The organism is Nocardia sp. NPDC058480 (genome assembly GCF_042720495.1).
GTDB lineage: Bacteria > Actinomycetota > Actinomycetes > Mycobacteriales > Mycobacteriaceae > Nocardia.
Genome location: NZ_JBHXMN010000001.1, coordinates 215510 through 237336 on the forward strand (window position 1 = coordinate 215510; position 21827 = coordinate 237336).

Genomic DNA, 21827 nt, shown 5'->3' on the forward strand with positions numbered 1-21827 from the left:
CCCACCGTGTGCAGCCCACGTCACCTGCGGTTCCGGTCACGGAGCGACACGTACTGACGCTGTCCCCCATGACAATTGAGTCGGTACAGCGGCGATAATCGACACGTGCCCTATTTCGACAGCGCGCGTGGACGACTCCACTGCCGGTGTTGGTCCATCGACCAGCCCGCGGCGAGGCTGGCGCTGCTACCCGGGACCGGTCAGCACAGCGGGCACTACCACCGCTTCGCCGCGGCGTTGCGTCCCGCCCGGATCGAGCTGTGGACCCTGGACACCTCGGGGCAGGGACTGAGCGAGGGCGATCCCGACGCGCCGGGCACCATCGATGAGCTGACCGCCGACGCGCGGGAATTTCTAGCGCTCGTCCGCGCCGATCATCCGGACGCACCGGTGTTGATGGGCCACTCCCTCGGCGCGGTGACCGCTGTGAACCTTGCGCGCGAAAACCATCCTGAGCTGGCCGGACTGGTCGTGTGCGGCACTCCGCGTCGTGTCGCCGACATCGCACCCGATCCCCGCCTTCCGCTGCTCGCGGTGCACGGCGTGGACGACCGGCGGGCACCCATCGATGTAATCCGGCTATGGACAGCACGGCACCGATCGGTAGATTTGCGCGAGTACGCCGACGCCGGACACGACCTGTTGCACGAACCGGTGCAGCACCGGGTGGCGGCCGATATCGCGGAGTGGGTACTCACCGCGGTGCGATGAACGACGAAGGGGGAACCGGTGCAACCGAACCGAACGGGGCTGCCGAATACGGCGGCTCTCGGCCAAGCCGTCGACGAGGGTGGGCTGTGGATCGACGGAGTGCTCGTCGCCGACGGCGCGCCAGAACGGTGCGCTCTGCGCTACGAACGACTGGCCGATGAGGTCGACGCCCAGGTGCGGGTTCTCGGCCAGACCGCGGTGATCCCCGGTTTCGGCGGACTCGCCTCGGGCGGTGCCCTGCGTACCGGCTTCGAGACCAAGGCGACCGAGGCACTCGACGAACTGCGTGCCTACGCGAGCAGCGCGCGCGAGCTGGCCGCGGTGTTCCGTGCCGCCGGTGCGAGCTACCGCGACGCCGATCAGGCGCTGGCGGGCGCGGTCGCCGCGATCGAGGTTCCCGGTGGTGGCGATGCGTAGCATTTCCGGCCGCATCGACGCGGACTACGTGTCCGTCGTCGAGGTCTTCGACAACCTCTCCCATGCCGATATCCACAGTGCGGTAAGGCAACTCGACCCGGCGGCACTGGCAGGCGCGGGGCAGACCTTCCTCGCCACCGCCACCGGCCTCGGTGACGGGGTCGAGATCGCACACGGTGAGATCAGGGCCGCTATCGCCGACGGCTGGCGCGGCGCCGCGGCCCAGCAGGCCTGCGACGCCGTGCGCGACTTCGAGCACGCGGGTCGGCGCATCGCCGATGTCTTGACGGCGGTCGGCGTCCGGCTCAGCCAGGCAGGCGATGCCGCCGAGTCCATTCGCACCGCCGTCGCGGAACCCACTGGGACAGAGCCTGATCCGGCTGCCGCGCTCCTCGACTCCGAGCAGGCGGCGAACAACGCCACGATTACCCGCGAGGCCGAGAACGCTCGGCTCGACGCGGTGCGGGCGATGGAGACGATCTACGCCGGAGCCTTCCTGCCGACCGGGTCGGGTGTGCCCGCGTTCACCGGAATCACCACGGAGACAGGAACTGTCGCTGCCGGTGCCGCACCGTCGGGTGCCGTGGCCGCAACTCCGCAGACCACGCCCGCGGTCATCGCATCGACGACAACACCGGCAACCGTCACCGCCGCCACGCTGCCCGCCGGATCCCCGCCGGTTGCCGGCAGCACCGGCGCGGCATCGACGAGCAACGGCGCGCTCCCGGCCAACGGCAACGCCGCGGGCCCGGCGCTGTCGACAGGCGGGACGGCCCCTGCCGCCACGACACCGGCCGCGGTCGCCGGTCCGGGCAGGCCGCTGACCAATCCCGCCGCGACAGCGAGCACCACCACGGCTGGACCAGCGGGCAGCACCCCGGCAGCCACGTCACCAGGTTCCCTCGGCAGGGCCGCAAGCAGCCGGCCCCGCCCCACACCGGCCGACACCAGTACGGCCTCGGCCGCCGGCCAGGTGGCCGAGACCTCGGCCGCGAGCGATGGGCGGCAGGACCGTGATCCCTCGGTAGCCGGCGGTGAGGCCGCGGCCGGGATGAGCGCGGGCGCTATCGGCGGCATGATGGGTGGGGCGATCGCCGCGGATCAGGCACGGGCGTCCGGTGGGCCGCGGCCTGCCCAGCCGGTGGACGAACCCGAGGACGAGGACGACGAGTTCCTGCGGTTCCTCGAGGACGAGCCGACCTATCTCGAGCCCGCCGATGAGGTGAACGCGCTGATCGGGAAGATGGATCCGACCAGTCCCGCCGTGCTCGGTGAGTGGACCGAACGGGAGTGAACTGGCACTTCACCCCGGACCAGTTCGCGCTGACCTGGGCACGCACGGACGGCGACCGGATCCCCTATCCGCTCGCCGTCCGCGCGTCGGCACGCGACACCGTCGAGCGCGCCGCCCAGCAACCCGCGCTCGACGCTTGGTGCGCCCGCACCCTCGACGCCGACCTGGCGGCCGCCCTGCGCGTGCTGGCGAAACCGGAGATCCGGGTCGAGGTGTGTGGCCACGCGCCGGCACCGGTGCGGATGCTCGGCGCGGTCACCGCGGATGTCGCGGTCCTCGCGGTCCAGGATCCCGGCAGCGCGCCCGACCGTGGCGGCTCGGTCCATGTTCAGGTCGGTAGCACGAAACGTCTAGCGGCCCAGGTGTTCTCCCGGCTTCCGGCGCAGCCCCCCGGCCACATACCGCGCATCACAGCGCCGGCGACTCGTGTCGACGAGGACAGCCGCGACCTGGTGACCGCCCCCGTCGCCGGCCCGTCCGACGCCGCCCGCATCCGCCGCCTCCTACAGCGCCCCCGCAGCGGCATCGGCCAGATCCTCGTCGCGGCGGGCACGGACCCGAAACCCACGGGCGTGCTGTCCTGGATCGACCTCACCGGCGACGGCCGCTACCTCGTCCACGCCAGCCGACATATCGACATCACCCCCGCCACCCCCGATTCCGCCGTCGAATGGCTGCGCCGCCTGCTCCGCAGCGTATGACTGCCCCCGGCTAACCGAGCTGGAGGAACCCTGCCAGGTCGGCCAGCTCTTCCGGAGTATCCGGCAGGTACTCGGTGAGCAAGGGCGAGCGGATAACGATGGCTTTCCACATGGCTCGGCACAGGGTCGCGTGGATGACGGTGCGCGACAACAGGGGTCGCATGCCGAAGGGTGCGTCGGCCGGGGTCGATGTGGTCATCGACAGCAGGACCACAGCGGCTTCCCGACCCCGGAACCGGTCGGGCGTGCCCACGAGCACGTCTTCGATCTTGGCCCGGGCCAGCAGAGTTCGAATACGCGCCACCTGGGCGGCATACGGGGCCACAACGAAGATGTCATGCGGGTGGAGCTTGCGCGTGCCGCCGTCAGAGGTCCAGGTTTCGCCGAGCAGGACGCGAACCCGGCGCACCACTTCGCGCGCCTCGGCGTCGGATTCGGTGGCGCTGCCACGGTGCTCGACGAGCACCGTGCTCACCCCGGGCGCGATCCCGGCCAGATCCCTGGTCAGGGTGATCGCCTCGTCCGCGCGTAGTCGGCCGTCGTAGCAGCTCGCCGACACCGGTTCGCAGACCGCGGGGTGCATGCGCCAGGTGCGGTCGAGGAAGTAGCCGCGGTCGACGGGCAGGGTCGCCGCCCCATCACAGAGCCACTCCAAGGCCGAGACCTGCACGGGCTGTGGATGTTTCGCCTGCGACCTGGCCGGTACCGGGTCGCCGATCAGCAGCAGATTGCGCGCGCTCACCGCGACCGCGACGGTGTCGGCCAGCGAGCATTCGCCTGCGTCGGCGATCACCAGCAGGTCGAGGGCGCCGGGTGCGATCAGCCGCTCGTCGACGAAATCCGCTGTGATACCACCGATCACGCAACCGTTGACCGCGTTGTCGAGGAACCGCGGATACCGCGCGGCGTCGATCGCCGACCATTCGAGGCCGACCGAGGCAACGTCCTTCTTCGCCACGAGCTCGGGCAGCAGTCCCGCCTCGACGACCGCGTCGAAGATCCGCTCGATCACCGCGTGCGACTGCGCCACCACCCCGATCCGCCACTTGTGCCGGGTGACGAGCCGCTCGAGCGCACGCCCGGTGATCCCGGTCTTGCCGGTGCCGGGCGGGCCGTGCACGGCCAGGTACGAGGCGTCCAGCGCGCCGACCGCGTGGGCGAGGACGGCACCGAGGTCATCGCGGGGCTGCGGCAGCGCCATCCCGTCGCGCAGCCGTGGCGCGCGGCGCAGCAGCAAATCGTAGACCGCGTTCTCCGGTACCCACGGCAGGCTCATCAGCAGGTTCTGGCCGGTGTACTCCAGCGCGGCCTCGATCTCGGCCTCCCCATCGGGCGGGCCGGGAGCGATGGCGGCGGGGAGGTCGTCGTAGGGCGGGCAGCCTGCCGGAAGCAGTTCTTCCAGCCGGACGGTGTCGTCGAAGTTCGGATCGACGGCGCACCCGAGCACGGTGGCGGTAGCGGTGGCACGGCGGCCGAGCGTCTGGGTCATCCCCGCCGCGGCGGCACCGTCGTAGATGGTGACCATCTGCGTGCCGGGGGTGAGCGTGGCGCCCGTGCCGAGCCTGCCGGTGAGCGTGAGGTAGCGGCGCATCGTCGGAAGTTGCGGCGTGCGATGCCATTTGGTGTCGACGGTGCCCCATTCGACGACGAGCACGCCCGGCGCGTCGGCCCAGTCGCCGACCGGATGGCCGAGCCGATCGATGTGGGCCCACCAGCGGGGCTGCCGTTCCCGCCGGTGGTAGCCGAGGACCGCGGCCGTCAGGGCGGCGGCGCGCGCCGAATCTCCTTGCGCGTCAGCGGCGAACTCACTGAGCGCCGCTTCCAGCGAGCCGGGGTGCAGCGAGGGCGGTACATCCGATTCCGCGACGGCGAACCGAGTGCCCGGCACCGCGATTCCCGCGTCGGTCGCACGGTCGAGCAGCCAGTCGCGGATACCGAGAACCGTCGCCGCTCGACCGGGCGTATCCGGCAGCAACGCGGCGAGTCCCGCTGCGTCATAGGACTGTTCACCGATCAGCAGCGCGGTGCGCACGATCGGTGCCAGGTCGACAAGCGCGCCATCGGCCAACAGCTCATCCAGCAGATCGGCACCGGTTCCGAGCCGGCCTGCCCAATCGAGCAGCGCCGTCCGGATATCCGACCCGTAGTGGTACACACGCACATTCGGATTCGCCGCCCGATGCTCGGCGATGATCTCCAGCAACTCCTCGAACACGCCCCCGCCCTGCGACGGCGAAGCGGTCGCGAAACCGTGAGCGCGCTCCATGACAGCTTCGGCCGAGCCGAATTCACCGGTACCGCTCCGATCACCGGCCACCACATGATCGAAGCCGGCGGGGCCGCGGGTTCCGGCTGGACGTAAATCGGCCGCCGTCACATCGGCCGAGTCGCTGATGACGATGCGTGCGAAGGCGATGGTGTCGGCCTCCGACGGATCGCCACCGCCGCCCGCGCGCCCGTGGCCGGCGGGCGTCGGTTCGGCTCTGGGGTAGCCGCCCGGATTCGCGGGTTCGATGCCGTTCGGCCCGAAGACCACCGCGTTGGTGTCCATCGGATCAACCGGGGTACCACGGGAGCCCACACTGTACGGCTGGTCGACACCGGCGACTACCGGCCGGAAGACGATGCCACTCGCATCGGCGAGCTCGAGGCCGGTGATGGTGCCGTGCCGGTCGAGGTCGATGACCAGCGCGAGGTCGCCCGAGCACGGGGCGGGCAGGGCGCCGAGGGCGGCCGCGTCGCGGAGGGTGAAGGTGGGGCGACCGGTGCGTTCGCGGACGAGTTGGAGCTCGGCTTGTGTGCGCAGCGCGGTCAGCGTGCGGGGAGCCAGGCCGGGGACGGGGGTGTTACCGGTAGCGAGGCGGTCGATCGTGAGCACGCCCGCCTCGCGCAGCCTGGCGCGCTGGGTGGGGCGGATTCCCGCGACCAACAACAGGTCTCGCGCAGTAGCCGCCGCCGCACGGCAACTCGGACAGTGCCCGCACGCCAGGTAGCGGGGGTCGCCCCACTGGACGGGCAGCAGTTCCGCCAGCTTGTCCTCGATGATGAGTTCCACGCGAGCCCGCCGCGCCGAATACACCGGCGCCAGTTCATCGGTCACGTCACGCCGCACACCATCGGCTGTCCACAGATACGCCGACGGATCGACAGACCTGCCCAGCTCGGCGAGGGCCTGCGCACAGGCCGCCGATTCGAGACGAGCGCACAGCAATTCGCGCGCCGGATCGACTTTGATCGCGTGCACCGACGCCGCGACCCGCTCGAACGGCGTCCGGCCGGCGGCCAACTCGCGGCGCAGGACACGAATGTCGGCGGGTGGCACGGCCATCGCCCCGACGGGACTGCCGGTCTGCTCGTCCGCCCACGACACCGAATCTGTGGACGCCGAGCCGACCTGGCCTTGCGAAAGCTCCCGACGCGGGGAGTTCGTCGGTGCGGCAACCGAAACCGGGGCCCCGCCCAGGAAACCCGTTGCCGCGGAATCGAACTCCACCCGGCTGCGAGCACGAGAATCGCCGAGCACACCCACTACGGCCGGTCCGACGGCACTGTGCAGCGTGTATCGCGGTTCGTTCTCGGCGCGGACCACCAGATCTGCACCGCAGGCGAATCGCCCGTCGAAGAACACCGCGCCGTAGATGGCCTCGGCGCCGGAACTCAGCGCGTGCGCGGTGTGCTCGGCAGCGGATGTGAGCGCCGCGATCCGGGCAGCCGCGTCCCCGCCGACCGCCTCGGGTGACGGAATCCGGACGAGCCTGTCACCGAAGTGCGCGACCAGTTCGGCGGACGGCTCGGCCGTGCGCACCAGCGGGGCGGTCGTGTCGGGGACCCCGGGCAGGTTGCCGAGGGCGGCGTCGATTCCGCGCAGCACCGCGAACTCACAGTTCGCCGCGCGCGCGAGATCGCCGACGGCACCGACCACCCGATCACCGGACACGAACAAGCGCGGCCCTCCTGTGTTCACGCACACCCGACGCCCAACACCTTAACCAGCGTTGCGAGAGACCAGGGCACTACCCGCGGACAGGGCGAAACGCGCCTGACCTCGGCCCCGGTACCCGCGAGCAGGACTCAGGTGCGCGGCTTGCGCCGTTCGGTACGCGGTCGCGCCTCGCGGTCGCGGCGCGGGCCACGAGCGTTCAGTCGCTGCGCCGGTGCGCCCTGGTCGGGCGTCAGCTGGATCAGCACGCCGCTGATCCTGGTGCGCCGCAAGGCTTCCAGGGTCTCGTTGGGCAGGTTGGCAGGCAGCTCGACGAGGCTGTAGTCGGGCCGGATGCTGATGTGGCCGAAGTCGCTGCGACGCAGGCCACCCTCATTGGCGATGGCACCCACGATCGCGCCGGGGACCACACGATGGCGCTTGCCGACGCTGATCCGGTAGGTGGCGAGTTCTTCGCCGTTCTCCCGGTTGAACGACGGCGGACGCGGGGCGCGGTCCTCGTCGTCGTAGCGGCGCGGGGCGCGCTCACGGTCGCGATCGTAGTCACGCTCACGACGCGGGGCGGGCTCCGGCTCGGGCGACATGAAGAAGTTGTCGCCGTCATAGCCACCGACGGCCAGTGCCGCGGCGATATCGGCGAGCGGGGTGTTGTGCTCGGCCTCGTAGTCCTCGATCAGCTTGCGGAACAGCGCGATGTTGTCCGAGGACAGGTTCTCGGTGATCGAGTCGCCGAACTTGGAGGCACGCGTGGCGTTCACGTCGTCGACGCTCGGCAACTGCATCTCGGTGAGCGCGCTCTTGGTTGCCCGCTCGATCGACTTGAGCAGATGACGCTCACGCGGGGCCACGAACAGCAGCGCCTCGCCCGAACGGCCCGCGCGGCCGGTGCGGCCGATGCGGTGCACGTAGGACTCGGTGTCGTGCGGGATGTCGTAGTTGACCACGTGGGAGATGCGGTCGACATCAAGGCCGCGAGCCGCGACGTCTGTCGCGACCAGGATATCGATGCCGCCCGACTTCAGCTGCCCGATGGTGCGTTCACGCTGGTTCTGCGCGATGTCACCGTTGATCGCGGCGGCGGAGAAACCGCGCGAACGCAGCTTCTCGGCCAGCTCTTCGGTGGCCTGCTTGGTGCGCACGAAGATGATCATCGCCTCGAAGGTTTCGACCTCGAGCACGCGCGTGAGGGCATCGAGCTTGCGCTGATGCGACACCTGCACATAGCGCTGGGTGATGTTGGAGCTGGTCTGCGTCGTGGACTTGACCGTGATCTCGACCGGATCGTTGAGGTACTGCTTGGAGATCTTGCGGATCACGCCCGGCATGGTGGCCGAGAACAGCGCGACCTGCTTGTCCTTGGGGGTGTCACGCAGGATGCGCTCGACGTCTTCCTGGAAGCCCATCTTGAGCATCTCGTCGGCCTCGTCGAGCACCAGGTAGCGCAGCTGCGAGAGGTCGAGCGTGCCCTTCTCCAGGTGATCGATCACACGGCCGGGCGTACCGACGACAACGTGCGCGCCGCGACGCAGACCCGACAGCTGCACGCCGTAGCTCTGCCCGCCGTAGATCGGCAGCACATGCAGACCCGGGATGTGCGAGGAGTATTTGCCGAATGCCTCGGCGACCTGGATCGCGAGCTCACGAGTCGGCGCGAGCACCAGGGCGCTCGGCTTCTTCTGCGCGGTGTCCAGATTCATCAGGATCGGGATCGCGAATGCCGCGGTTTTGCCGGTGCCCGTCTGGGCGAGGCCCACCACGTCGGCCCCGGAGAGCAGCGGGGGGATCGTCGCTGCTTGAATCGGGGACGGCGACTCGTAGCCCACATCGGCGATGGCCGCGAGGACGCGGTCATCGATCCCGAGATCGGCGAAAGTCGGGCCGGTGTCGTTCCTGTCGTTGTCGGCAGGAACGCTGTCGACCTCATTTGTACTCATTGACCACGAGTTTACTGCCTGGCGGTAGCTGTCCCAACCACCAGGTGAATACGGTGAGACCTATGCAACTGTCTGACGGGTCAGCACATCAGGAACTTACGCCGGTGACAGTGGGGATCGCGGCGGTCCAGTTCGCCCCCGAAACCGACCCCGAAACCAATCTGTCGACCCTGCGCGAACACGTGCGGACGGCCGCCGCCGCGGGTGCTCGCGTGGTGCTCGCGCCCGAATACTCGATGTTCGCTGTGACCCGTCTCGATGAGCGGGTGGTGGCGATCGCCCAGCCACTCGACGGTCCATTCACCAGTGGACTCGCGGCCCTCGCAGCCGAATTCGGAGTGTTCCTCGTGGCCGGGGTGGTGGAGTTGCCATCACCGGGGGCACAACGAATCAGTAATACGCTCGTCGCGCACGGGCCCGATGGCGCGCGCGTGGCGGTGTATCGCAAGGTGCATTTGTACGACGCGTTCGGACATCTGGAATCGGATGTGGTGGCGGCGGGCCCGCTCGTCGCGCCTGCGACATTCGCTGTCGACGGCGTGGTGTTCGGCATGCAGACCTGTTTCGATCTGCGATTTCCGGAGGGGTGTCGGCGTGTCGCGGCGGCGGGCGCGCACGTGTTGCTGCTGCCCGCGCAGTGGATTCCGGGACCGGCCAAGGTCGACCAGTGGACGACGCTGCTGCGGGCGCGCGCCATCGAGAACACGGTGTACGTGGCGGCGGCCGATCAGTGCGCGCCGCGCGGTGCGGGCGCGTCGATGATCGTGGATCCGGCGGGGACGGTGCTGGCCGAACTCGGCGACGAACCCGGCGTACTCACCGCGACGGTGGATCCAGCGCATCTGGCCAGGGTGCGCACCGCCAATCCCAGCCTGTCGCTGCGACGCTTCGCCATTTCCGAGGCTTCCGGAGCGGAGTAGCGTTCGAGGCGATGGTGTACCCGGATCGCACAGCGGCGGGCCGCGCCCTCGGCACGGCCCTGGAGCACCTGCGGGCCACTCGTCCGCTGGTGCTCGGGTTGCCACGCGGGGGTGTGCCGGTGGCGGCGGCGGTGAGCGCGGCGATCGGCGGGGAACTCGATGTGCTGCTGGTGCGCAAGCTGGGGCTGCCGTGGCAGCCGGAGTTGGCGATGGGCGCGCTCGGCGAGAGCGGACTTCTGGTACTCAATCGTGACGTCATCGATCGCAGCGGGGTGAGCGCCGAGGCCTTCGACGAGGTGGAGCTGGCCGAGCGGGCCGAGCTACGCCGTCGGCAGGAGATGCTGCGGGTCGGCGAGCCGATTCCCCTGGCGCGGCGCACGGTGGTGATCGTCGACGACGGGATGGCGACCGGGGCGACGGTGGTGGCCGCGTGCCGGGTGGCGCGGGCACAGCGGCCCGACCGGCTGGTGGTGGCCATGCCGGTGTCCTCACCCGAGGCGGCGCGCCGGGTCGAGCGCGAATGCGATGAACTCGTCTGCCTGTGGACGCCCGCCGACCTGGGCGGAGTCGGCATGGCCTACCGGGATTTCCATCAGCTCGAGGACTCCGAAGTCATCGAGCTACTGCGTTGAGGCGATCTCAGCCGAAGCACTGCCCTTCGCCTCGATAGGTGGGAACGGTTGTGCGCGTTCCTGATTCATCGATGAGGTGGATCTCGGCGAAGCGTTCGCATAGCTCGCCGGCCTTGGCGTGGCGGAACCACACACGGTCGCCGATCTCGAGTTCCGCGCCACCGGCCAGGGGTGTCTGGACCTCGCCCGCGCCTTCGGAGCCGAGCAGTTTCAGACCCGCGGGCCACACGGGAACCGGTACGCGACTCGGGCCGGCGGGACCCGAGGCGATGTAGCCACCCGCGAAGACTGTGGCGATGGTCGGGGCCGGTTTACGCAGGACCGGAGTGGCGAAGAACAGGGCGGGGCGGGGGGTGAACGAGCGGTAATGGTCGAACAGGGTCGGCACGTAGAGGCCGGAACCGGCGGTCACCTCGGTGACATCGGGATCGGTGATCGAGACTTCGATCGAACCGGTGCCGCCGCTGTTGACGATCTCCAGCGGGCCGGTCACCGCGCGTACCGCGTCGAGCACCCGGGTGCGCCTGCGCCCGATTTCGATGGCGGACAGGCGTTTCACCGCGCGCACCGCCGGATTGCTGTCGGGCAGACCCGCGATCTGCGACTCGTAGGTCATCACGCCGACCACATCGAACCCGCGCCGCCGTGCTTCGGCGGCCAACTCATCGGCTTGCTCGGGACTGCGCACCGGCGAGCGCCGGGCACCCAGATGCAGCGGGCCGATGCGCAAGGCGGCGTCGACATCGAGGCAGACGCGAGGGTGGACCAGGTCGGTGCCCATCGCGGCGCGGGTGAGTTCGAGCTGGGCGACATCGTCGATCATCAGCGTGATCGCTGCGAGCAGGGTCGGGGCGGTGGCGAGTTCGGCCAGGGCCGCCCGGTCGAGAACCGGGTACCCGAGCAGGACGTCGCGGGCGCCGAGGCGGGCCAGCCAGATAGCCTCGCGCAGCGAGTACGCCATGATCCCGGCGAAGCCGTCGCGGGCGGTGAGCCCGTCGCCGAGCACCCGCTCGAGCACGGCCCGGCAGCGCACCGACTTGCTGGCCACCCGTACCGCGATGCCGTTCGCCCGCCGCACGAGGTCGGCGGCATTGCGGTCGAGCGCGGTCAGGTCGACGGCGGCCAGCGGCGGGTCGAGCTCCGCGGTCGCCGCGTGCAGATGGTGCAGCGATGTCGTCTGGGTCACCCGACTACTGAACCACCTATTTGGTCAGTCGTCCAGCATTGCGGGTCAGCTTTCGACAGCCTTCAGAGTCAGGCAGCCGACCAGGTCGTCGATCACCACGAGGATGGTCTCGTCGTTGCCGTCGGCGAGCCAGCGCAGGACCGCGCCGTGGAAGACCGAGACGAGGTAGTTCGCCACCGAATCGACCGGCTCGAGCCACTGCGTGCCGGACAGGCGCGCGCACATCCCGAGGAAGTCGGCGGCCTCGTCGTCCATCTCGCGGAACATCGCGACGGCGGTCGGATCGCCGATGGGGTCACCCGGGGGCGCCCACCGCAGGCGCAAGGTCTGCAACGCGGCTTCGTAGGCGGCTATTCGCCGGGCGGGAGCGGCCTTCACCAGCGGCCAGTAGGTGCTGAGCCCAGCATGCAAGAACACCCGCAGTGCCCGAACGCCGGTAGCGTCCGAACTGGCGGCGGCTTGTTCGACGGCATCACATACGGCAGGCCGTAGCGAAATTTCAGTTAGTTCACGGCTGGCGCTCAACGACGACTCCTCGGCAACAAATATCGCTGCCCGCGGCGATGCGAGCTTGGTGGTCACCGAGCTCGATCTTAGAAGATTTTCAGGATTCATGAACTGGTTCAGCCATCCTTTTCAGACTGAAAGATTGTTTTGTTATCCGAATGCGACCTTTTGAAAAACCGACCATACGGCCTCAATTTGTCGCATTCCTGGATATCCGGCACCCCCGCGCCCGAATCCACGCATCTGGTCGATTGTACAAGTAGGCCCTGGTCAGGCCCCGAGGTGTGGGCGACGGCACAGTGGCAACCGTCGGAACGGACACAACACATCCGATGTCCGATCCGCGAACTCGGGCGCGGCGACGTCGGGGTCGCCGATAACCTGGTCAGGTGACTCTCTCGCCTCCTGCCGACCAGTTCGCTCTCAGCGGCACCTTCAATTTCCGCGATGTGGGCGGTCTTCGCACCGCTGACGGCACCACGGTTCGTCCCGGCGTCCTGCTGCGATCGGCCCAACTGAGCGGTCTGGACGACAAGGGCCACGACACCTTGCGCGAATGGGGCGTCACCGATGTGCACGATCTGCGCGGCATCGTCGAGATCGACCACATCGGCCACGACACCCTGCCCGATGACGTGCGCCTGCACGTGACACCGTTCGATTCACGCATGGAGGAGGCGCCGCCGCACGAGGCGAAGACCACCTCGGCGTTCGCGCACATGATCGAGGTCTACCGAGCCTTCCCGGCCCTGCCCGAGGCACACACCGCGATCGCCGAACTGGCCGGCTCGATCGTGCGCGGCGACGGCGCGGTCCTGGTGCACTGCGCGGCAGGCAAGGACCGCACCGGCTGGGCGGTCGCCACCTTGCTGCGCGCCGTCGGCGTCACCGAAGAGGACGTGTACACCGACTTCCTGGCCAGCAACGCGGCCGTCGAGCCGCTGCGCAGACTCCTGGAACCGAAGATCGGCAACGGCGACGCACTGTCGGCGGACCTGCTCGGCGTACGCGAGGAATACCTACGCACCGCCGACGCCGGGGTCCGCGAGATCCACGGCGACATCGAGACCTACCTCGCGACGGTCGGCCTCACCGGCAACCTGCGCGAGGCACTGCGGTCCCGCCTGGTGTGATCACAGCCCACTGACCCGGCGGCCCGGGTCCACCCGAACCAATCCATCAGCATCGATACTGACGAAATCGCCGGTGTGGAACCAACTCCCGCTGAACCGAGCGGCCGAGGCATCAGGGTTGTTCCGGTAGCGACGGCTGACATTCGGCCCACGACACAGCAATTCGCCGCGACCGGCACTCGCCTGCGGCCCGAACAGCGCCAATTCCGTTCCGCCGAAGGCGAACCCGAGCGTCGCCTCGGAGTCGGCGAGCTCGGTGTCATCGACCATCAGCCCGATGCCACTGGTCTCGGTGGCCCCCCAGACCGACCACTGCTTGGCAGCGGGAAACAGCCCACGCAACGCCGTGGCGAGAGTGGCGGGAGCCGCCGCGGCAGCGCGTTCGGACCGGTGACAAGCCTTGCTGATCCGGCGCACACCGGCCCCGGTACGGCGGGCGAGGAGTTCCGGCACCAGTCCCGCGAAGATCCGCGGCGTGGCCGAGACAGTATCGATCCGCTCGGCCACCAGCACGTCGGAAAGCCGGCGGGCACCCGGCGCGAGCACAACCGTGCCGCCGACAGCGAAGGTGGGTAGCAGTTGGTCGACGCACCCACTGGCATGAGCCAATGGCAACAGCACCAGATTGCGCAACCCATCGGCAGGCAGTCCGAGCGCCCCGACCACCGACGACACCGCCGAGAGCAGATTCTCATTGGTCAGCTCGACACCCGTTGGCACGGGCCGGCGAGCCGCGGCGCCGGTATAACAGAGCAGGGCCGGATCATCCAGTGCCGCACCGTCATCGATGTAGGCAGTGCTGTCGGGCAACGGTCCGTCCGGACCGAGCACGAAATCGGCGCTGCTGTCGGCGATCACACGCTCGGCGATCGCGGCGGGCAGGGCGTCGGGCACCAGTACCGGTACCGCGCCCGAGAGCAGGGCGCCCAGGAACGCCTGCACCCAGCGCGCACTGGTCGGCATGTGCACCGCGACCCGATCGCCGTAGCCGATGCCGTGATCCTGCAGGCCGCCCGCGATCCGCGAGGCGCTGTGCCAGAGTTCGCGATAGGTCAGGCGCGGGCCGCCGACCTCGACCACTGCCTCCCGATTCGTGAACGAGTGCACCCGCAGGTCGAGCAGCTCGGTGAGGGCCGGGCTGAGGTCGCCGTAGCGCAGCACGCCGTCGGAGCCCCGCCGCAGCTGCGTTGCCGCACTGGTGGCGGGGAACTCGAAGACGGCCGCGCCCGGTTCGTGCTCGCCATGACCCATCCGGACCTCCGTACGTCGATACAGCCGCACCTGTGACTATATGACGTGGATCACACCACTGTCAGGCGCTCGGCGTGCTCATTCGCCGCGATAGGTCGCCTTACCCGGTCCGACCTCGAGGAAACTGCGGACCGCGCCACGCAGATCCGCGGTGCCGAACAGCTCGCCCGAGACCTCCGGTGTCACCGAATCCGCATGTGACACACCGCCGGAGCGCCACGCCTCGATGATCTGTTTGGTCGCGGCATGCGCGCGGGTCGGACCTTCGGCGAGGCGGGTGACCAGCGCACCAGCCGCGGTTTCCAGATCCTCGTGGATCGCGTTGACCACGCCCCACTCGGCCATCGTCGCCGCGTCGTAGAGATCGCCGGTCATCACGAATTCGCGGGCGCGGCCCGAACCTGCCCGCTCGGCCAGCCGCTGCGGTCCGCCCATCGACGGTGTCAGCCCCACGACCGTCTCCACCAGACCGAACTTCGCCTTCGGTGCGGCCAGGATGAAGTCGCACGCGAGGGAAATCTCGAAGGCCGCGGTCAGCGTGAGTCCGTGCGCGGCGAACACCACCGGGCACGGCAGCGCCTCGAGCGGGTGGATGATCTGCGCGAACAGCTCACGCCACAGCTGCGCGCCCTCCTCGACGGTGCGGCCGTCGAAGATGTTCACGTCGACACCGCCCGAGACGACCTTGCCTGCTGCCCTGATCAGCAACGCACGCGGCGGCAGAGCGCTCACCGCGGCGATATCGGCGGTCAGCGAGGCGATGAGTTTGCGATCGAACAGGTTCAGCGGCGGGTGGTCGATGGTGATCGTCGCGAACTCGGCACCGGCTTCGGTGAACTCGCGCGACAGTCGGGTTGGCTGGTTTCCACTCATCGGTTCAGCGTAGAACCCGGCATCGAAGCCGACAGAGCTAGTCGGACCGACCGGCACGAAGCGCCTCACGCACGTCACGGAACCGCGGGCTGTCGGTGCTCGTTGGCATGATGAGCTCTGGGGTACGGAAGTGCCCTACAGTTCGACTCGTTGGGGCGAAGAGGAGGACGACGCCGTGTTCAAGAACGCGATCGAAAAAGCCGTGGTCGATGTGCTCGACACCGGGTCCAAGCTGCAGGCGCCGGCCGTACGCCGCTATGTCGAGTTCCTGCGTGAGCGTCATCCCGGGGAGAGTCCGGCCCAGATCGTGACACGGCTGGAGAAGCAGTACCTGCTCGCCGTCACCGGCAGCGGTGCCGCGGTCGGCGCCACGGCGGCGGTGCCCGGTGTCGGCACGATCGCCGCGCTCGGGGCCGTCAGCGCGGAGACCGTGTTCTTCATGGAGGCGTCGGCGCTGTTCACACTGGCCCAGGCGGCGGTGCACGGCATCGAGCCCGAGAACAAGGAAGCCCGGCGCGCGCTGGTACTCGCCGTCGTGCTCGGCGACGCCGGAATGGCGATCGTGCAGAAGGGGCTGAGCACTCAGTCGAAGAATTGGGCGGGTGCGCTGGCGGGCAAGGTCCCCGGCCTCGGCGGGATCAACAGCAAACTGCTGCAGCAGTTCATGAAGCGGTTCATCACCAAGCGGGTCGCGCTGATGGCGGGCAAGGTGCTGCCCGCCGGAATCGGCGCCGCCATCGGTGGCGCGGGCAACCGGGCGCTGGGCAAGGTCACCATCGAGAACGCGCACAAGGCTTTCGGGCCCGCACCCGCGCTGTGGCCCACCCCGCTGCACAACGTGATCGATGCCGATCCGCTGCCCGCGATCGGTACCGGCAAGGTGAACAAGAAATGAGCAAGACCCGCGGCCGTGACGCCGTGCTGGTGCGTGGCGTCGGCAAACAGTTCGGGCCGGTGAGCGCGGTCCACGAGATCGACTTCGCCGTGCCGACAGGTTCGGTGACCGCGCTCGTCGGACCCGCGGGCGCGGGCAAGTCGACAGTGCTGCGGATGGTGCTGGGACTACAGCAGCCGACTACCGGCAGCATCGAGGCAGGCAACCGTGGTCCGGCCGCGGTCGGGGCGATGCTGAGTCCGCGCGGACTGCATCCGGCCCGCACCGTGCACGATCAGCTGTGGAGCTACACGCCGGTCGCGGGTGCGTCCCGGCGCCGGGTCGCCGCGGTGCTCGACGAGACCGGCCTCACCGCCGTCGCCGAAACTGTTGTGGCCCAGCTACATCCAGGTCAGCAGACGCGTTTGGCACTGGCGATGGCGTTACTGGCCGATCCCCCGCTGCTCGTGCTCGACGATCTGTTCTCGGGTGCGAACGGCATCGAACGCGGCTGGCTGCACGATCTGCTGCGCCGTCACGTGACCCGCGGTGGCACCGTGCTGGTGAGTTCGGACGCGCTGGCCGATGTGGTGCCGAGCGCCGATCAACTCGTGGTGCTCAGCGAGGGCACTGTCGTCTGGCAGGGCACACCGGCCAAGCTCCGCCGCGGCCATCCCGACCGGCTCGTTGTCGCCGCGTCCCCGTCCATCGCGCTGGCGACCGCGCTGGCAAGCCACGGATTCACCGACGCGGTCATGCGACCCGACGGCCGCCTGGCCGTCGCCGAGGCGAGCGAGGCGACCATCCGCTCGATCGCCGAGCTCGCGCAGGTACGGCTCGGCAGTATTGTCGCCGACCCCATCCACCCCGATCGGGTACTCGCCTCGCTGACCAAACCGCGCCGTCACCGGCACACCGTGCCCACGCCGAATCCCGCCGCGTACGCCCCGGCGCCGACCTCGTATGGGATGCCCCGATGACCAGCTCCGTGATCCCCGCCGATCTCGTTCCCGGTATCGACACCGAGGCGCGCAAGGTCGTCGCGCTGCGGCAAACCCGGCTGCTGCTGGCCGCGCCGGTGGCGCTGGCGCTGGTCGGAACACTGATCACCGCGATCATGTCGGGACCGGTCGATCCGAAGGGTCAGCCCGCGACCGGTGCCGCCACGATCGGTCTCTACCTCGGGATGATCGCGGTCTTCGTGGTCGCCGCACTGCTCGGCATCGCCTCGACCGGCGGCGAGTACCGGCATAAGACCATGGCGCTGACCGTGCTGTTCGCGCCCGATCGCGACCGGCTGGTCACCGCGAAATACGTCGCCGTCGCCGCCTTCGCGTTCGCGCTCGCGCTGGCCGCCGAACTGGTGAGCTTCCTGGTGCTGCTGGTCGCGGCGCGCGGGAAATTCGAACTCGGCTGGCAGCTGATCGAGGTGCTCGGCGCCGGGCTGCTCGTGGCCATGTGCTGGGCGGTGCTCGGCGCGGGTGTCGGACTGCTGCTGCGCACCTTCAGCGGCGCCGTGTGGCTGGTGCTCGGCTGGGCCTTCGCGCTCGAACCACTGATCTGGGTGGTGGCCAAGGGTTTCGGTGCGGGCGGATTCGCCGCGCTGCTGCCCGTCTCGGCCACGGTGGCCGGGGTGAGCGCGGGCTCGTTCGACGAGGCCGCGGTCTTCGCGCCGACACCGGCGGCACTGGTGGTGCTGGTGCTGTGGACCGCAGCGGTCGGCGTCGTGGGGTGGTGGGACCTGCGCAACCGAGACCTGTAGTGCCTGCCACCGCGGGTTCGTCCGGGTGGGTCCGCAGGCTGTGGCGCCTGTGCCTGGAACATCCCCGGCTGCTGGCGGGCATCGCGGTCTCGGTGCTGGCCGGTGCCGCCGTCGCGATCGCCGCGCCGCTGGCCACCAAACGCGCGGTCGACGCCGCCCAGGTGGGCGACACCTCGGTGATCGGCAGTGCCGCCGCCCTGCTCGCCGTGCTGGCCGCGACCAGGTTCGTCGTCACCTTCGCGCGCAGGCTCTGGGCGGGCAAGCTGTCACTGGAAGTGCAACACAGCCTTCGGATTTCGCTGCTCGCCGCCCTGCAGCGCCTCGACGGCGCCGGCCAGGACGCGATTCGCACCGGGCAGGTGGTGTCGCGGTCGATCACCGACCTCCAGCTCGTGCAGGGGCTGCTGGCGATGGTGCCGTGGTCGGGGCTGGCGGTTTTGCAGTTCGTGCTGTCGGTTGTGGTGATGGTGTGGTTGAGTCCACCGCTGGCACTGGCCGCCCTGCTGGTCGCGCCCGCGATGGCGGTGATCGTGTTGCGGATGCGGCCCCGGCTCTACGCGGCGACCTGGTCGGCGCAGCAGCGCGCGGCCGACCTGGCCGAACACGTCGAGCAGACAGTGACCGGTGTCCGGGTGGTGAAGGGCTTCGGGCAGGAGTCCCGGATGGTCGACATCCTCGAAGATCACGGCCGGCTGCTGTTCGCGGAGCGGATGCGCGCCGCGCGGATCAATGCCAGGTTCGCGCCCGTGGTGTCGGCGCTGCCGCAGGCCGGGCTGGTCGCGGTGATCATCGTCGGCGGGGTGCTGGCCTCGCACGGCGCGATCGGCATCGGCACCTTCCTGGCGTTCACCGCCTATCTCGCCACGATGACGTCCTCGGCCCGCACGATCACCTCGGTGCTGATCATGGCTCAGCTCACCAAAGCCGCCGTCGACCGCGTCTTCGGGGTGATCGATGCGGCGCCGGTCCTCGTCGATCCCGACGACCCCACCGAACTACCGCCGGGACCACTCGGGATCGAATTCGATGCTGTCAGTTTCGGTTTCGAGGCCGATCAACCGGTATTGCAGGACCTCGATCTCACCGTGCGCCCCGGCGAGACGGTCGCGGTGATCGGCCCGGCCGGCTCGGGCAAGTCCACGCTGTCGCTGCTGCTGCCACGTTTCTACGCCCCCGACGCGGGCCGGATCGATCTCGTCGGCACCGATGGCACCCGGGTCGACCTGGCGGATCTGCGCGCCGATGAGCTGCGCGGCGCGGTCGGTGTCGTCTTCGACGATCCGTTCCTGTTCTCCGACACCATCGCCGCCAATATCGCGCTCGGCAGACCCGACGCCACCGATGCCGAGATCACCGCCGCCGCGACGGCCGCCGCCGCGGACGAGTTCATCGCCGCGCTGCCCGAGGGCTACGACACCGTCATCGGCGAACGCGGGCTGACGCTGTCGGGTGGCCAACGTCAGCGCATCGCCCTGGCCAGGGTGCTGCTCACCCGGCCCCGCGTGCTGGTGCTCGACGACGCCACCTCCGCGGTCGACGCCGTCACCGAGGCCGAGATCTTCCGCAGGCTGCCCGATCCGGGCGGACGGACCACGCTGATCCTGGCGCACCGCGAATCGACCCTGGCCCAGGCCGACCGCGTCATCCGGCTGCCCGCACCCACCGGATCGATGGTGCCGACGGCGGCCACGATCACCGAGCCCCGCATCGACGCGGGGAAACCGCGGTCGATGTCGTCGGCGTCGAACGACCTCAGCGCGACACCGGAACTACGCGCGGCGGTCGAGGCCCTGCCACCGGCCACCGAAGAACCCGCACTGGCTGGCGACCTGCGCGCACCCCAACCCGACTTCGGGCTCCGCGCACTGCTGCGCCCGGTTCGCGCGCTGGTGTGCGTGGTCGTGGGACTGCTCATCGTCGAGGCGCTGGTCGGCATCGCCTTCCCGCCGCTGGTCCGCTATGCCATCGACACCGGTGTCACCGCGGGCGACGACACCGCGCTCGTCATCTCGGCGGTGATCGGGATCGGGCTGGTCGCGGCCGCCCTGGTGGTCGGCGCCGCGGTCACCGTGCTCACCGCCCGTACGGGCGAGCGAGTGCTGTTCGGGCTGCGGGTGCGTAGTTACGCCCAGTTGCAACGGCTCGGCCTCGACTTCTACGAACGCGAACTGTCCGGCCGCATCATGACCAGGATGACCACCGACGTCGACGCGCTGTCGACGTTCCTGCAAACCGGGGTCGCCACCGGGCTGGTCGCGTTGATCACCCTGACCGGCGTCGCCATCGGGCTGTTCTTCATCGATGCCGGGCTGGCCGTGGTGGTGCTGGTCGCCGTGGCGCCGATGCTGCTGGCCACCCTGGCCTTCCGGCGGGTGTCCTCGGTGGCCTACACCGTCTCGCGGGAACGAGTCTCGGCGGTCAATGCCGGATTCCAGGAGAACATCGCGGGCCTGCGCGCCGTGCAGGCCGCCCGCAACGAGCCGACCGCCGCGCGCCGCTTCGCCGAATACTCCCACCGCTATCGCGATGCCAGGATCCGGGCCCAGCGCGCGATCGCGGCCTACTTCTCTTTCGGCCTGGCCTGGGCCGACCTGGCCTTGGCCGTCGTGGTCTATCTCGGCGCCAACGCCGTCGCCGACGGGCGCACGAGCACCGGAACACTCGTCGCCTTCGTGCTCTACCTGGGTCTGTTGTTCAGTCCCATTCAGGAGCTGTCCCAGGTCTTCGACGGTTATCAGCAGGCCAGAGTCGGTCTGCGGCGCATCGGCGAGCTGCTGCGCACCACGTCGTCGATCGCCGCCGATCCGCCCGACGCGGTTCCCATCGACCGGCTACACGGCGAGATCGTCTTCGACGACGTCGGATTTCTCTACCCCGGCGCGAGCGCACCCGCCCTCGACGGCGTGAGCTTCACCGTCCCCCCTGGCGCGACCCTGGCACTCGTCGGCCCGACCGGCGCGGGCAAATCGACGATCGTGAAGCTGCTGGCCCGCCTCTACGACCTCCCACCAGAGTCGGCGGCGGGCGCGATCCGGGTCGACGGTGTCGATCTTCGTAAATATGTCCTCACCGACTACCGGAAGCGGCTGGGAATCGTGCCACAAGAAGTTCACTTGTTCACCGGCGACGTGGCGAGCAACATTGCATTCGGGCAAACATTTGCCACATCAGTGGACATCGCGATCGCCGCCGACAATGTCGGGGCGACGGAAATGATCGACGGTTTACCCAGGAAAATGCACCATCCGGTGGGTGAACGCGGACGCGGGCTGTCTGCCGGGCAACGCCAGTTGATCGCGCTGGCCAGGGCCGAACTGGTCGATCCCGACCTGCTCCTGCTCGACGAGGCGACGTCGACACTTGACCCGGAAACCGAGGCATCGGTGCTGGTAGCGAGCCGATCGCTGGCGCGAGGCCGCACCACCGTCGTGGTCGCGCATCGGCTCGCGACAGCGGCGCGCGCCGATCTGGTCGCTGTGGTCGAACACGGCCGTATCGTGGAATTCGGCGCACCGTCAGACCTACTCGCCAGTAACGGCAACTACTCCCGACTCTGGGCGGCGGGGCTGGAGGCAGAGGGCATAGTGTCGACCCAAGACCGGTAGCGACGCCTGTCAACCGCTGGGCATATGCTCGGTGAGGGCGCATCGGCAGCCATCCGCTGATATCCCTGCCAAGCACGTCACAAACGT

17 protein-coding genes are annotated in these 21827 nt (G+C 69.4%); 11 read left to right on the plus strand and 6 right to left on the minus strand.

What is annotated here, in order from left to right; translation table 11 throughout:
* Positions 1 to 105: 105 nt before the first annotated feature.
* From ACFWO8_RS01010 to ACFWO8_RS01025, 4 genes are read left to right on the plus strand one after another with little or no spacing between them, the layout of a single operon-like run.
* Positions 106 to 711: an alpha/beta hydrolase gene (locus ACFWO8_RS01010; RefSeq protein ID WP_378940450.1), complete on the plus strand. Its 606-nt coding sequence runs from the start codon at positions 106 to 108 to the stop codon at positions 709 to 711.
* A gap of 18 nt (positions 712 to 729) precedes the next feature.
* Positions 730 to 1128 carry a hypothetical protein gene (locus ACFWO8_RS01015; protein WP_378940451.1) on the plus strand — a complete coding sequence of 133 codons (399 nt, stop codon included), beginning with the start codon at positions 730 to 732 and terminating at the stop codon, positions 1126 to 1128.
* Positions 1121 to 2422, plus strand: coding sequence for a hypothetical protein (locus tag ACFWO8_RS01020; protein WP_378940452.1), 1302 nt, complete (start codon positions 1121 to 1123; stop codon positions 2420 to 2422). The genes ACFWO8_RS01015 and ACFWO8_RS01020 overlap by 8 nt, the downstream gene beginning before the upstream one ends.
* Positions 2419 to 3123 (plus strand): ESX secretion-associated protein EspG, encoded by a 705-nt coding sequence (locus tag ACFWO8_RS01025; RefSeq protein ID WP_378940453.1) that lies wholly within the window; start codon positions 2419 to 2421, stop codon positions 3121 to 3123. Before ACFWO8_RS01020 ends, ACFWO8_RS01025 begins: the two co-directional genes overlap by 4 nt.
* 10 nt (positions 3124 to 3133) lie before the next feature.
* Here ACFWO8_RS01025 and ACFWO8_RS01030 read toward each other — a convergent pair whose 3' ends face one another.
* Together ACFWO8_RS01030 and ACFWO8_RS01035 are read right to left on the minus strand one after the other, a co-directional pair.
* The gene (locus ACFWO8_RS01030; RefSeq protein WP_378940454.1) at positions 3134 to 7060 is read right to left on the minus strand and encodes an AAA domain-containing protein; all 3927 of its coding nucleotides are present in this window, start codon (positions 7058 to 7060) and stop codon (positions 3134 to 3136) included.
* A gap of 134 nt (positions 7061 to 7194) precedes the next feature.
* Entirely contained in the window at positions 7195 to 8997 is a 1803-nt protein-coding gene (locus ACFWO8_RS01035) for a DEAD/DEAH box helicase (protein WP_378940455.1), read from the minus strand.
* 62 nt (positions 8998 to 9059) lie between these two features.
* On the opposite strand from ACFWO8_RS01035, the gene ACFWO8_RS01040 reads away from it, so the two are divergent.
* Both ACFWO8_RS01040 and ACFWO8_RS01045 read left to right on the plus strand, forming a co-directional pair.
* Entirely contained in the window at positions 9060 to 9917 is an 858-nt protein-coding gene (locus tag ACFWO8_RS01040) for a carbon-nitrogen hydrolase family protein (RefSeq protein ID WP_378940456.1), read from the plus strand.
* Positions 9918 to 9928: 11 nt separating this feature from the next.
* Positions 9929 to 10549 (plus strand): phosphoribosyltransferase, encoded by a 621-nt coding sequence (locus tag ACFWO8_RS01045; RefSeq protein ID WP_378940457.1) that lies wholly within the window; start codon positions 9929 to 9931, stop codon positions 10547 to 10549.
* Between the two features lie 7 nt (positions 10550 to 10556).
* Here ACFWO8_RS01045 and ACFWO8_RS01050 read toward each other — a convergent pair whose 3' ends face one another.
* Positions 10557 to 11735: an amino acid deaminase/aldolase gene (locus tag ACFWO8_RS01050; protein ID WP_378940458.1), complete on the minus strand. Its 1179-nt coding sequence runs from the start codon at positions 11733 to 11735 to the stop codon at positions 10557 to 10559.
* A gap of 45 nt (positions 11736 to 11780) precedes the next feature.
* The gene (locus tag ACFWO8_RS01055) at positions 11781 to 12317 is read right to left on the minus strand and encodes a TetR family transcriptional regulator (protein ID WP_378940459.1); all 537 of its coding nucleotides are present in this window, start codon (positions 12315 to 12317) and stop codon (positions 11781 to 11783) included.
* 314 nt (positions 12318 to 12631) lie between these two features.
* On the opposite strand from ACFWO8_RS01055, the gene ACFWO8_RS01060 reads away from it, so the two are divergent.
* Positions 12632 to 13375 (plus strand): tyrosine-protein phosphatase, encoded by a 744-nt coding sequence (locus ACFWO8_RS01060; RefSeq protein WP_378940460.1) that lies wholly within the window; start codon positions 12632 to 12634, stop codon positions 13373 to 13375.
* Here ACFWO8_RS01060 and ACFWO8_RS01065 read toward each other — a convergent pair whose 3' ends face one another.
* Both ACFWO8_RS01065 and ACFWO8_RS01070 read right to left on the minus strand, forming a co-directional pair.
* Positions 13376 to 14626 carry a class I adenylate-forming enzyme family protein gene (locus ACFWO8_RS01065; protein ID WP_378940461.1) on the minus strand — a complete coding sequence of 417 codons (1251 nt, stop codon included), beginning with the start codon at positions 14624 to 14626 and terminating at the stop codon, positions 13376 to 13378.
* A 78-nt stretch (positions 14627 to 14704) separates the two neighbouring features.
* Positions 14705 to 15499: an enoyl-CoA hydratase/isomerase family protein gene (locus tag ACFWO8_RS01070; protein WP_378940462.1), complete on the minus strand. Its 795-nt coding sequence runs from the start codon at positions 15497 to 15499 to the stop codon at positions 14705 to 14707.
* A gap of 175 nt (positions 15500 to 15674) precedes the next feature.
* On the opposite strand from ACFWO8_RS01070, the gene ACFWO8_RS01075 reads away from it, so the two are divergent.
* The 4 genes from ACFWO8_RS01075 to ACFWO8_RS01090 are packed head-to-tail and all read left to right on the plus strand — an operon-like array spanning position 15675 to position 21740.
* Positions 15675 to 16394, plus strand: a complete 720-nt coding sequence (locus ACFWO8_RS01075; RefSeq protein ID WP_378943012.1) for a hypothetical protein — start codon at positions 15675 to 15677, stop codon at positions 16392 to 16394.
* The gene (locus ACFWO8_RS01080) at positions 16391 to 17353 is read left to right on the plus strand and encodes an ATP-binding cassette domain-containing protein (protein ID WP_378940463.1); all 963 of its coding nucleotides are present in this window, start codon (positions 16391 to 16393) and stop codon (positions 17351 to 17353) included. The genes ACFWO8_RS01075 and ACFWO8_RS01080 overlap by 4 nt, the downstream gene beginning before the upstream one ends.
* On the plus strand, positions 17350 to 18135 hold the full coding sequence (locus ACFWO8_RS01085; protein WP_378940464.1) for an ABC transporter permease: 786 nt from the start codon (positions 17350 to 17352) through the stop codon (positions 18133 to 18135). Before ACFWO8_RS01080 ends, ACFWO8_RS01085 begins: the two co-directional genes overlap by 4 nt.
* Positions 18135 to 21740 (plus strand): ABC transporter ATP-binding protein, encoded by a 3606-nt coding sequence (locus tag ACFWO8_RS01090; protein WP_378940465.1) that lies wholly within the window; start codon positions 18135 to 18137, stop codon positions 21738 to 21740. Before ACFWO8_RS01085 ends, ACFWO8_RS01090 begins: the two co-directional genes overlap by 1 nt.
* Positions 21741 to 21827: the final 87 nt, after the last annotated feature.

Coding starts and splice junctions, on each gene's coding strand:
- ACFWO8_RS01020 (WP_378940452.1), top strand. CDS start 1,121: ATGCGTAGCATTTCCGGCCGCATCGACGCGGACTACGTGTCCGTCGTC.
- ACFWO8_RS01035 (WP_378940455.1), bottom strand. CDS start 8,997: ATGAGTACAAATGAGGTCGACAGCGTTCCTGCCGACAACGACAGGAAC.
- ACFWO8_RS01040 (WP_378940456.1), top strand. CDS start 9,060: ATGCAACTGTCTGACGGGTCAGCACATCAGGAACTTACGCCGGTGACA.
- ACFWO8_RS01045 (WP_378940457.1), top strand. CDS start 9,929: ATGGTGTACCCGGATCGCACAGCGGCGGGCCGCGCCCTCGGCACGGCC.
- ACFWO8_RS01065 (WP_378940461.1), bottom strand. CDS start 14,626: ATGGGTCATGGCGAGCACGAACCGGGCGCGGCCGTCTTCGAGTTCCCC.
- ACFWO8_RS01070 (WP_378940462.1), bottom strand. CDS start 15,499: ATGAGTGGAAACCAGCCAACCCGACTGTCGCGCGAGTTCACCGAAGCC.
- ACFWO8_RS01080 (WP_378940463.1), top strand. CDS start 16,391: ATGAGCAAGACCCGCGGCCGTGACGCCGTGCTGGTGCGTGGCGTCGGC.
- ACFWO8_RS01085 (WP_378940464.1), top strand. CDS start 17,350: ATGACCAGCTCCGTGATCCCCGCCGATCTCGTTCCCGGTATCGACACC.